The 10,318-nt window shown below is 68.7% G+C and carries 14 protein-coding genes; 6 read left to right on the top strand and 8 right to left on the bottom strand.

Going from position 1 to position 10,318, the window contains the following annotated elements; genetic code table 11:
* Positions 1-31: 31 nt before the first annotated feature.
* From AOJ26_RS35680 to AOJ26_RS35710, 8 genes are all read right to left on the bottom strand, one after another.
* A complete protein-coding gene (locus AOJ26_RS35680) occupies positions 32-2,203 on the bottom strand; it encodes an FtsK/SpoIIIE domain-containing protein (RefSeq protein ID WP_053852509.1) in 2,172 nt (723 codons plus the stop codon).
* Between the two features lie 69 nt (positions 2,204-2,272).
* Positions 2,273-2,443 carry a pRL2-8 gene (locus AOJ26_RS42430; RefSeq protein ID WP_199828903.1) on the bottom strand — a complete coding sequence of 57 codons (171 nt, stop codon included), beginning with the start codon at positions 2,441-2,443 and terminating at the stop codon, positions 2,273-2,275.
* A 2-nt stretch (positions 2,444-2,445) separates the two neighbouring features.
* A complete protein-coding gene (locus AOJ26_RS35685) occupies positions 2,446-2,763 on the bottom strand; it encodes a hypothetical protein (RefSeq protein WP_053852510.1) in 318 nt (105 codons plus the stop codon).
* A complete protein-coding gene (locus tag AOJ26_RS35690) occupies positions 2,756-3,151 on the bottom strand; it encodes an RRQRL motif-containing zinc-binding protein (protein WP_053852511.1) in 396 nt (131 codons plus the stop codon). The genes AOJ26_RS35685 and AOJ26_RS35690 overlap by 8 nt, the downstream gene beginning before the upstream one ends.
* Positions 3,151-4,242, bottom strand: a complete 1,092-nt coding sequence (locus AOJ26_RS35695) for a hypothetical protein (protein WP_053852512.1) — start codon at positions 4,240-4,242, stop codon at positions 3,151-3,153. The genes AOJ26_RS35690 and AOJ26_RS35695 overlap by 1 nt, the downstream gene beginning before the upstream one ends.
* A complete protein-coding gene (locus AOJ26_RS35700) occupies positions 4,239-4,433 on the bottom strand; it encodes a hypothetical protein (RefSeq protein ID WP_053852513.1) in 195 nt (64 codons plus the stop codon). The genes AOJ26_RS35695 and AOJ26_RS35700 overlap by 4 nt, the downstream gene beginning before the upstream one ends.
* Positions 4,430-4,876 carry a Pycsar system effector family protein gene (locus AOJ26_RS35705; RefSeq protein WP_053852514.1) on the bottom strand — a complete coding sequence of 149 codons (447 nt, stop codon included), beginning with the start codon at positions 4,874-4,876 and terminating at the stop codon, positions 4,430-4,432. Before AOJ26_RS35705 ends, AOJ26_RS35700 begins: the two co-directional genes overlap by 4 nt.
* Entirely contained in the window at positions 4,873-5,169 is a 297-nt protein-coding gene (locus tag AOJ26_RS35710) for a DUF6284 family protein (protein WP_053852515.1), read from the bottom strand. The genes AOJ26_RS35705 and AOJ26_RS35710 overlap by 4 nt, the downstream gene beginning before the upstream one ends.
* A 400-nt stretch (positions 5,170-5,569) precedes the next feature.
* Between AOJ26_RS35710 and AOJ26_RS35715 the strand changes: the two genes are divergently transcribed.
* The 6 genes from AOJ26_RS35715 to AOJ26_RS35735 all read left to right on the top strand — a co-directional run bounded on the left by AOJ26_RS35715 (position 5,570) and on the right by AOJ26_RS35735 (position 10,034).
* Positions 5,570-6,328, top strand: coding sequence for a GntR family transcriptional regulator (locus AOJ26_RS35715; protein WP_053852516.1), 759 nt, complete (start codon positions 5,570-5,572; stop codon positions 6,326-6,328).
* On the top strand, positions 6,325-7,002 hold the full coding sequence (locus AOJ26_RS35720; protein ID WP_053852517.1) for an AAA family ATPase: 678 nt from the start codon (positions 6,325-6,327) through the stop codon (positions 7,000-7,002). Before AOJ26_RS35715 ends, AOJ26_RS35720 begins: the two co-directional genes overlap by 4 nt.
* Before the next feature lie 326 nt (positions 7,003-7,328).
* A complete protein-coding gene (locus AOJ26_RS44025) occupies positions 7,329-7,505 on the top strand; it encodes a hypothetical protein (protein WP_086724536.1) in 177 nt (58 codons plus the stop codon).
* 12 nt (positions 7,506-7,517) lie between these two features.
* The gene (locus tag AOJ26_RS35725; RefSeq protein ID WP_053852518.1) at positions 7,518-7,811 is read left to right on the top strand and encodes a Dabb family protein; all 294 of its coding nucleotides are present in this window, start codon (positions 7,518-7,520) and stop codon (positions 7,809-7,811) included.
* Positions 7,812-7,982: 171 nt separating this feature from the next.
* On the top strand, positions 7,983-8,813 hold the full coding sequence (locus AOJ26_RS35730) for an RNA polymerase sigma factor SigF (RefSeq protein ID WP_179200349.1): 831 nt from the start codon (positions 7,983-7,985) through the stop codon (positions 8,811-8,813).
* Between the two features lie 327 nt (positions 8,814-9,140).
* Positions 9,141-10,034, top strand: a complete 894-nt coding sequence (locus AOJ26_RS35735) for an RNA polymerase sigma factor SigF (protein WP_053852520.1) — start codon at positions 9,141-9,143, stop codon at positions 10,032-10,034.
* The last annotated feature ends 284 nt before the right edge of the window (positions 10,035-10,318 follow it).

Raw genomic sequence — 10,318 nt, forward strand, 5'->3', positions numbered from 1 at the left:
CCGGTAGGGGGCCGGGTAGGGGCGGGGGGCTTTACCTGCCGGTGCTGAGCAGGATCTCGGCGGGCACGGCGGCCTCGATGTCGCGGCGCTGGTAGCCGGCCCCGTTGGCGCCCGAGATCTTGACCTGCTTGCTGGTCCGCTTGACGCCGGCCGCTTCGAGGTCGGCGGCGAGGCGTTCGGCGTTGAGGTCGCCGTAGGTGTCCTCGTCGAGGTTGACCAGGCCGGCCAGCAGGTCGGTGGTGAACATGCGCGGCGAGTGCCGCATGACCTCCAGGACGTCGGAGACGATCGCGGGCACGGTCAGGCCTGCCGCGTCGGCGGCGGCGGTGACGTCGCCGGCCGCGTCCCCGGTGAGCTGTCCGGCGGCCTCGCGCAGGGCGCGGCCACGGGCGCACAGGGCGGCGAAGCCGGTGCCGTCGAGGTAGTCGGCCCGTACGGTCACGAACGAGGCCGGGCCGGTGACCAGCACGCCCACGCCCTTGTGGTCCTCCGACAGGACCGACGCGTCGGCGCCCTGGGCGGCCTTGCCCTTGCCGAGGACCATGTCTGAGCTGGTGCGGTCGACGACCTGGGTCGAGTAGCGGATGGTGATGATCTCCCGCAGCTTCGGCGGCACCGATTCGGCGTCGGGGCGCTGGGAGGCGAAGTTGGAGACGAAGCCTGCGGCCGGGCCGCGTCGGGCGACGCGGCACAGGTCGTTGATGACCTGCTCGCGGTCCTCGCGCTCCATCGCGGTGAAGTACTCCTGCAACTCGTCAATGGTGACGAAGATGACCGGCAGGTTGTACTTGACCATGATCTCGGGGGTGAGCTTGCCTTCCGGGCACACGGAGGTGGGCAGGTCCCGCAGCAGCGCGAACCGGCGCTCCATCTCCACCAGCAGCTCCTGAAGCATCGCCTTCAGCGCCTCAATGGCATCGTCCTCCGCCCCCATGACGAGCCGGTGAGCCACGGCCTTCATGGCCTTCCAGTCGGCGCCGCCCTTGCCGTCGGCGACGTAGTGGCGCACGTAGGCATCGAGCAGACCCGCCGCCGTGAGCAGGCGCTGGGAGAACGTCTTGCCGCGGCGGGGCAGGCCGCCGAAGAACATCGACTGCCACATGACCGGCACCGCGACCCGGTTGCCGCGCGCGTCCTGCCCGAACGGCACGGCGTCCCAGATGGAGAACTTCTCCGCCTTCTCCAGCGGGGAGGGGTTGAGCGGACCGAGGTAGGGGTCATCGTCGGCGACCCACATCGAGACGCGGCCGGCGTTGCCGCCCTTGGCCGCGCGGACGCGGGACATGATGACCTGGATCTCGTCGACCCCGAGTTCCTGCGCGATGACCTCGCGCTTGGCGAGGACATCCGAGGCGGTCTTGCCGCCGCCGCGCGGCATGTCGAAGATCACGGCCCAACCGCGACCGTCGCGGACCGGGCCCATCGAGCACGACACCTTCGGAAGGTCGCTTTCGTCCTTGCCGCTGCCGCTTTTGAGGAGGCCAGCGGCGCGCAGCGCCTCGTTGAGCTGCTGGGAGGACATGTCCACCCGCAGCGGCGGCGCCGCCTGATCCAACAGGCGGGTCTCCTTGCCCCTCCCGAGGTAGGCGAGCGGGGTCACCACAGCAGCAGCTATGCCGACCTGGAGCAGCGGCGGGGCGAGGGCGATGCCGACCGCGGCGGCGCTCACCGCAGCGGCAGCCGCGCCGAAACGCCAACGCCGGGACTGCGTACGGGCGTAGTGGGCCATCTGCAAGCGCACGGCGAGGTCGACGTCTTCGGGCTTGGCCTTGACCTGCGCCCGCAGCGCCTTCACGGCCGCACTGTGGTCCTGCGCCGACAGGGTCGGCCACAGGCCGGCCGCCGCCCGGAAGAAGCCGCGCGCGGCCAACAGCACAGTCTTGACCAGGTACTTCGGGGTGCGCAGACCGTGATAGCGGGTGTGCCACCAGGTGAGCCGGCCGAACGCCTGCACGTTGGCGACCACGGAGGCACGTGAGCGGGCCCACGCGGGCAGGACATCGGCGTCGGGCAGGGCGAGCCAGTCGGCCAGCGGGTTGTCGGGCCGGTCGACCGCCTCGCCGGCCGAAGCGTCCTCGGCATCCGGCGCGGCGGCGGTGCGGGTTTTGGCGAGGTCGACGACCAGCGTCGATTCACCGGTGCGGTGGTCGTCGAGGCGGTGGACGGTCGCTACAGGGGTGGTGTCCGTGACGGGTTCAGACATGACGGGGAGACTCCAGACTGCCCAGGTCAGGGCGGGAGTTGAGCCGGTGAGGGGGTGCGGTGGGGGTGGTCACCACCAGCGGGATTCCTTCTTGGGCACGAGGTAGGGGCAGCCGTTGACCAGGTGGTCAACGCACGGCTTGCAGTCCTCGCCCGGTCGAAGGCGCCGGTGAATGCGCGGGTTGTGGCCGTGCTCCCAGCACTGCGGGCACTGCCCCGGCGGGGTCTGCGTGGCGGCCATGCTCACCACCAACCGGAGGACTTCTTGGCGGCCTTGGCGGTGGCGGCCTCGGCAACGATCCGGCCCCGCTCCTTCTGGAACGCGGCCAGTTCAGCGGTCAGCCGGACCTGCACCGACTCCCAGACCCGTTCCAGGGTGCGATCGGCGCGGCCAGTGCTCTTGCCGCGCAGCGTGCGGTAGGAGCCGGAAGCCAGCGCCCCCATGACCTGACGGCGCTCCGAGCCGGTCAGCGGCCACAGTTCCTCGTTGCGGACCGCCTCCAACTTGCGCTCCGTGAGCATGATTTCGCGGTCCAGATGACGGGTGTTGGGCTTACCCATGACAACTCCCTTGGGAGGCGTGGTTGGCGTCGATGCACAGCCCGCACATGCCGTAGCGGCGGGAAATGCAGTAGCTGAAGGTGACCCGGCAGCAGGGGCAGGTCTGGCGGGCGAGCATGGCCAGAGCCAGAGCGCCCCACTTGCGCGAGGTCATCGGCCGCACCGGAAGCGCGCGATCAACGCGGTACAGGTAGGCGACGCGGGGGCCGCCGGTGCGCCGGTTGATGCGCATGGCCTGAGCCGCGATCGGCTGACCGCCCGGACGCAGGCCCTGCACCCGTAACTGCCGGCGGGTGGCCAGCCCGTCCGGGGCCAACTTCCACGGGTAGGTCGGTATCCCGTGGCGGGCCCCGGTGGGGTCGAAGCACTTGCCGTAGACGCCAGACATCACGGCGTCCCGACAGTGGCGGCACGTTCGGCAAGGAGGGTGTCCCGCAGCATCCGCGCGTTGGCGGGCGAGGTGTGCACCTCGCGGCGAATACCCTCAGCCGTGATCCGACTGTCCGGCCAGTCGGCGGTCGCAGTGCGCGCTTCCGTCAGCAACTGATCGGGGGTCCGCTTGGGCTTCACCGATCGGGCCGCCTCGGGAACCCGACCGGTCGCCCGACGCGGGCGGCTCGACTCAGCCGCCGATGTGCGCCGCCCGATCGGTGCGACCGGTACCGGCTCGATCGGCGGGGCGATCGAGGGCACAGGCTTGAGCGGCAGGGCCGACTTGGTGAAGTCGACCGGTACCGGATCGGGCACCCGCACGACCGTCGCGGTGATCGGTGCAGAGGTCGATTTGGGCAGGTCAGCCGTAGACCGATTCCTCATGGTCTCGGTAGATTCATCCGCAATTGCGATGCCGGTGAACATCGAGGCCAGGGCCGCGTTCGCACCTTCGGTGACCCGGTCGCGCTGGACGTCCAGCAGGCGTGATCCCAGCGCCGTATCGCCGACCCCGACTTTGCGGGCGAGCCGCCAGGACTTGCGCTCCGACCACCACTGAACCCGGGTGCTGGGGTGGTTGGCGGCGCGGGCGCGGTGGTAGGCGAGGGCCTGCACGAGGTCAGCGGAGCGGCGCTCGTGCTCCGCGTCGCGGCCGTCAGTGTGGACGACGATGCGGCGGGCGAGGAACGCCATGCCCTCGGCAGAGACGGACATGCCCATCGGGGTCAGGGCGTAGATGACGGTGCGGGCGGGGTCGGGTGCGGCCATGGCGCCCATCACGGACGCGGCGGCGGGCAGCGCCCACAGACCGGCCCGCACCACCCGCGGCGAGGACTGGCCCAGCATCGTCAGCCCGAGCAGGACCAGGGCGAGCACGGCGGTGGCGCCCTCGCCCGCGGCGAGGGCCCCGAGTGCGGTGCCTTTGCCGTAGGCGTGGCCGATGTTGCTGTAGGTGCCGATACCCCCGATCACGCCCGTGGCAAGCATCGGGACGAACGCGGCGACCAGGACGCTGATCTGCATGCGCGTGAGCGGCTTGGGGTTCATCGGGCACCGCCCCTCAGGCGCCGGCCGTGCAGCGTCCAACCGACGAACTGGGCCAGGCATCCAGCCACGACCAGGTAGCGCCAGGCGTGATCGTGCGTGACGAACGCGGCCGTCGTACCAGCCATCGCCGCCAGCGCCCCCGCCATGGCGAGCAGCAGCTCCCAGCCGCGCGGGAAAGACGTCGCATTCATGCCGCACCTCCGATCACGATCAGGAGGGCCAGGGCGAGCAGTCCGCCCCCGGCAAGGGTCAGGTCGACGGCACGGCGCAGGCCGGTGAACTTGACGACTGCGAGGCGGGACAGACCCGCGATGTCGGCGGCCAGATCCCGCGAGACAGCGGCGGTGATCTGCTCGGGGGTGAGGGTCGCCCACAGCGGGAAGCCGTGCCGGCCCGACAGGTTCGGACGCACCGACCGCAGCAGCAAACCGGCCGCTGCAATCAGGAACGCCATGCCGCATCCGCCCACGGCACAGGCGGCCGGGTTCAGGGGCAGGTCGCGGGCGATCGTCCACGCACCGGCCAGCACTGCGCCGACGAACGCCAGCAACAGCGCGACCTTCGTGTCGGTCCGCGCGATCTCCGCCTTCACCTCAGCGTGCGCGGCCGTCAGATCCTGCTGAAGGGTGCTCATGCGGCACCCCCGGGCAGGACGGCGCCGGCGGTGCGGTTGGCCAGGGCCCGCCGCTCGCTCAGCACCCGGTTGCGGGCCCGGCGGATGCGGCGGGCGTCCAGCTCGTTGGGCAGGCGGTCCAGCGTGATGATCTGCGCGTCGAGCAGGTCGACGTCCGCCAGGATCAGCGGCATCTCCGCCTCGATCGCGTCCAGCTCAGCGGCCGTCGGCTCGATGAAGTCGGCGAACGCAGCGAACGGCGTCCAGTCATCAGACGCCGTAACAATGCCCTGAACAGTAACGATGTGTTCCATTGGGTCGCGGTTCCTCTCAGCAGGGGAACGGCCCGAACAGCGGCCCCGGGTCTAGCCACCCGGGGCCGCGCGCCGTTGAAGTCGGAACATCCGGCTCCCCTCAGCGCCGCTCGTACGAGACGAGCAGCGGAGGCAACCGGCCGCAGCAGTGCTGCGAAGAGTTGAGGTCGCGCTGTACCGCGCACGGGGACAAGACCCATGCGCGCCCGTCCGCTTACTTGCGGAGGTGGGACGGGCTTCCCTCAAACGCTCTGTTGAGTTTTCAACCAATGCGCGCTCACTTTGTACTCACCCCCACGGGCTTTCCTCCGGGCACATCCCTAAGGTTCCCTAGGGTTCCCTCCGGTGTCAAGCGGTAAGCTAGGGAACCTCAGGGAAGTGACGACAGGGAGCGGGCAACATGGCAGGCCAGGCCGACAATCGGGCGCCGTACGCGAAGATTGCCGCCCACTACACGGAGCTGATTACGTCTGGTCAGCTAGAGCCAGGGACGCTCTTGCCGAGCATCAAGAACCTCTCGGAAGAGTGGAAAGTGAGCACCGCGACAGCCGAAAAGGCTCTTCGCAAGCTGCGCAACGAGGGGCTTGTGCGCGGGATCCATGGGATCGGTACCGAGGTACTGGACCAACCGGCTCCGATGTCTTCGGGGTCCCAGCGACAGGACCGGGGACGCCGTACCGGATCCAGTTGGGGGGCAGGCGAAAGGTCCGACTCGCATCAAGCTGCCGTCGTCTCAGCGCCCGCTGAAGTAGCCCAAGCACTGGACATTCAGCCCGGCTCCAACGTAATCCGCCGAAGCCGGGTCTACCGAGACCGGCACGGCATCGTTGCCCACAGCACGTCGTGGATTCCCGCTCGCTACGGGAAGCTGATCCCGCAACTGGCGGAGAGCGCGCGGCTAACCGGGGGAACCTCGCTCCAGCTCATTGCCCAGGTGACCGGCAACCCGATCAGTCACCGCATCGACACGGCATCTGCGCGCCTTCTCACGCCGGAATACGCACAGCTCTTGGAGCTGGACCCCGAACACCCTCCGACGGATCCAGTGGTAGTGATGACGGCGAAGTTCGTGGACAGCGAGGGGAACATCGTGGAGTACGGCGTGGACCTCGGAGGTCCTGGCCGCACATGGCGCACAGAGTCGGAGGTCGCCACATGACGGTGATGGATGACACGCTCGCGAACGTCCTCGAAGAGCGCCTAGGGTCACTGATTGCAGCCCGCGCGGCTGGCAAAATCACGCCCGAAGCCGAAGCGGAGATGTCAGCGATCTCCCAGACCATGACGAGACCGATGTCACCACGCCCACCGTTCTGCGTCCTTATGGCCGGGCTCCCCGGCTCCGGCAAGACGACCCTTTCCCGCGCTCTCACCGATCGCGGGTTCGTACGGCTGTGCCCGGATGAGGAGATGTACCGCCGCCATGGCGTGTACGGAGTGGACTTCCCCCGAGGCATCTTCCCCACCCTTGAGCGACCGGTGCTGGAGGATGTGGCGATCGAACTCAGGGATCACCTCAAGGCCGGGCATGACGTCGTCGTCGACCACGGCTTTTGGACTCCGGAGGACCGGGCCCACTGGTGGGCCATCGCCACCGACGCCGGCGCCACTCCTGCGCTCGTCTACCTCGCAGCAAGCCACGACGAACTGTGGGCGAGGATCAGCAAGCGCAACGAGTTCCACGCAAACGATCCCAACTCGATCTACTTCTCTGAGAGCGACCTACAGCGATACCGCACCCGGTTCATCCCTCCCCAGGAGGACGAACCGCACCTCCTTTACAACGGTGACCCTGCGGCCGTTATCGCGGCTCTAGAGGTCTCACGAAGCTGACGCCCGAACGAGGTGAAAGGGCAGGTCAGCGCGAAAAGGTTCCGTCTCAGTTTCCGTCTCATTCACCCCCGTCCGGAGCCGTTCAAACCGGTTCACGCTCCGGGCGGGAGTACCGAAATGAACGGCTCTGAACGGCCCCGTATCACGCCCTGACCAGTACGAACAGACCTCGAAAGCGAGTGTGGCGCAAGTCACCGAGGGTTCAAATCCCTCCGCTACCGCTTGAGAAGGGCCCCGTCGAGAGACGGGGCCCTTCGTGCGTACTGATCACCCCGGTTACACTCGCGCCCCAGAAGCAACAGAGGTACCAAGCGGGGGAGGCCGCGATGGCGGTGAACGGCAAGAGACTCGCCGTCTATGTGATCGTGGTCTTCGTGCTGTACGTGATCATCACGGACCCGGAGAAGGCCGCCGACTACGTGCAGATAGGGTTCCAGGGCATATCGGACGCCGCCAAGGCCGTGGGCGACTTCTTCACGTGGCTGGCCGACGGCGCGCACTAGCTGGGAGCTCAGATGATCCGTCACCTCGTCCTCTTCAAGCTCGACGAGGGTGTCGAGCGCGACGACCCGCGCGTCGTCGCGGGTGTCGAGGCCTTCCGTGCGCTGGACGGCAAGATCCCCGAGATCCGCTTCTGGGAGCTCGGCTGGAACCTCAGCGACCGCCCCATCGCCTACGACTTCGCCATCAACTCCGGGTTCGAGGACGAGGCCGCGCTGCGGGCGTACGTCGAGCACCCGGAGCACCAGGCGGGCGTGGCTCTGTGGAAGGAGTTCGCCACCTGGGTGATCGCGGACTACGCGTACTGAGTCCGAGTGCCGCAAAGCCTCCTGCCGGGAACGGCGGGAGGCTTTTCTGCGTCTTCCAGCCCAAGTTGCCCCTCAACACGGCGTAACCCAACGTTATGCGGTGCTTGCACACAGTGCACATGTCTTGTGATGCTATGACCGCTTTTGACGGATGAGTTGACCAACGAAGAGGTGGCGTTGACCGTGGCGGCCAGTACCGCGCCTCCCCAGGAGGCCCCCCAGGAGGCCGCCCCACGCAGTCGCGGCGCCGACACCCGGGCGCTCACCCAGGTGCTCTTCGGCCAGTTGAAGGAGCTCCAGCCGGGTACGCCGGAGCACAGCCGGGTACGCGCGGCGCTCATCGAGGCCAACCTCCCGCTCGTGCGCTACGCGGCCGCCCGCTTCCGCTCCCGCAACGAGCCGATGGAGGACGTGATCCAGGTCGGCACCATCGGGCTCATCAACGCCATCGACCGCTTCGACCCGGACCGGGGCGTGCAGTTCCCGACCTTCGCGATGCCGACCGTCGTCGGCGAGATCAAGCGGTACTTCCGCGACAACGTCCGCACCGTCCACGTACCGCGCCGGCTGCACGAGCTGTGGGTGCAGGTCAACGGCGCGACCGAGGACCTGACGACGGCCTTCGGGCGCACTCCGACGACCGCCGAGATCGCCGAGCGGCTGCGCATCGGCGAGGACGAGGTGCTGTCCTGCATCGAGGCCGGACGGTCCTACCACGCCACCTCCCTGGAGGCGGCCCAGGAGGGCGACGGGCTGCCGGGACTGCTCGACCGGCTCGGCTACGAGGACCCGGCGCTGGACGGCGTGGAACACCGCGACCTGGTCCGCCATCTCCTCGTCCAACTCCCGGAACGGGAACAGCGAATCCTGCTGCTGCGCTACTACAGCAATCTCACCCAGTCGCAAATCAGCGCGGAACTCGGCGTCTCGCAGATGCACGTTTCGAGGCTACTCGCGCGTAGCTTCCAGCGGCTGCGGTCCGCCAATCGGATCGACGCATAGTTCGCGCCGGATAGCGGATGCATAAGGGGCGCACGGTCGCACGTTCCGTAACACCGCAGTTCGCAAGCCCTGTCGAGGCGTAACCGGCGCGAGCGAATCGCTCACCGGCGCCGTTCCTGACACTTCTGTGCCGAAAAACCGTCAGACCCCCTTTATCCAGGGCGGATTAGAGTCTCACGTGTCGACATGTCACTACAGCGTGTTGCCGACATGTGACATTCTGCCGGAAGCGCGTTTGCCGAGGCTTCGGCTCCGGTATTCAGGTGAAGGCTGACGTTCCACCACGGGGCGTTCGCCGCGACCGTCCCGCGACCCAAAGGGGGTGGCATGTCCGCAGATCAGGGCAGCTCGAAGGTGCTCACGCTCACGAAGAGCGAGGCTGAGCCCGTGCTCGACGACGTCACGGCCGTCGAGGCCGCGCCGCTCCCGGCCCTCCCGGCACCCCCGGTGGTGTCCGGAGCCATCGACACCCGCACCCTGTCCCGCTCCCTCTTCCTGCGGCTCGCCGCACTCGACGAGAACAGCCCCGAGCGCGCTTACGTCCGGGACACCCTCATCGAGCTCAACCTCCCGCTGGTGCGCTACGCGGCGGCCCGTTTCCGCTCGCGCAACGAGCCGATGGAGGACATCGTCCAGGTCGGCACCATCGGCCTGATCAAGGCGATCGACCGCTTCGACTGCGAACGGGGCGTGGAGTTCCCGACGTTCGCGATGCCGACGGTCGTGGGCGAGATCAAGCGCTTCTTCCGCGACACCTCGTGGTCGGTGCGTGTCCCGCGCCGTCTCCAGGAGCTGCGGCTGGCCCTCACCAAGGCCAGCGACGAGCTCTCCCAGAAGCTGGACCGCTCCCCGACGGTCGCCGAACTCGCCTCCGTGCTGGGCGTGTCCGAGGAGGACGTCGTCGACGGCCTCGCGGTCGGCAACGCGTACACCGCGTCCTCGCTGGACTCCCCGGCCCCGGAGGACGACGGCGGCGAAGGCTCCCTCGCGGACCGCCTCGGCTACGAGGACACGGCTCTGGAGGGCGTCGAGTACCGGGAGTCGCTGAAGCCGCTGCTGGCCAAACTCCCGCCCCGGGAGCGGCAGATCATCATGCTGCGCTTCTTCGCCAACATGACCCAGTCGCAGATCGGCGAGGAGGTCGGCATCTCCCAGATGCACGTCTCCCGCCTGCTGACCCGCACGCTCGCCCAACTCCGCGAGGGCCTCATCTCGGACTGAGGCACCCGGTCGCCTAGGGGGTGCCGGGTTCGGTGATGGGGCGGCTGCGGGCCGGTGGGGGCCGGTCGCGCAGTTCCCCGCGCCCCTGGGTGGGTGCAGTCACCTGCGCTCCGAGGGGCCGTGTGCTGCGGAACGTCGTAGGGCGGCTGCGGGCCGGTGGGGGCCGGTCGCGCAGTTCCCCGCGCCCCTGGGTGGGTCATGTGGACGTTCGTGCAGACGCTTACGGCGGTGAGGGGGCGGGGTGGGGGGTGTCCGCCCGCAGCGGCCGGCGTCCGTCACCGAGC

The sequence above is a fragment of the Streptomyces sp. NRRL B-24085 genome, from assembly GCF_001282115.1.
Lineage (GTDB): Bacteria > Actinomycetota > Actinomycetes > Streptomycetales > Streptomycetaceae > Streptomyces.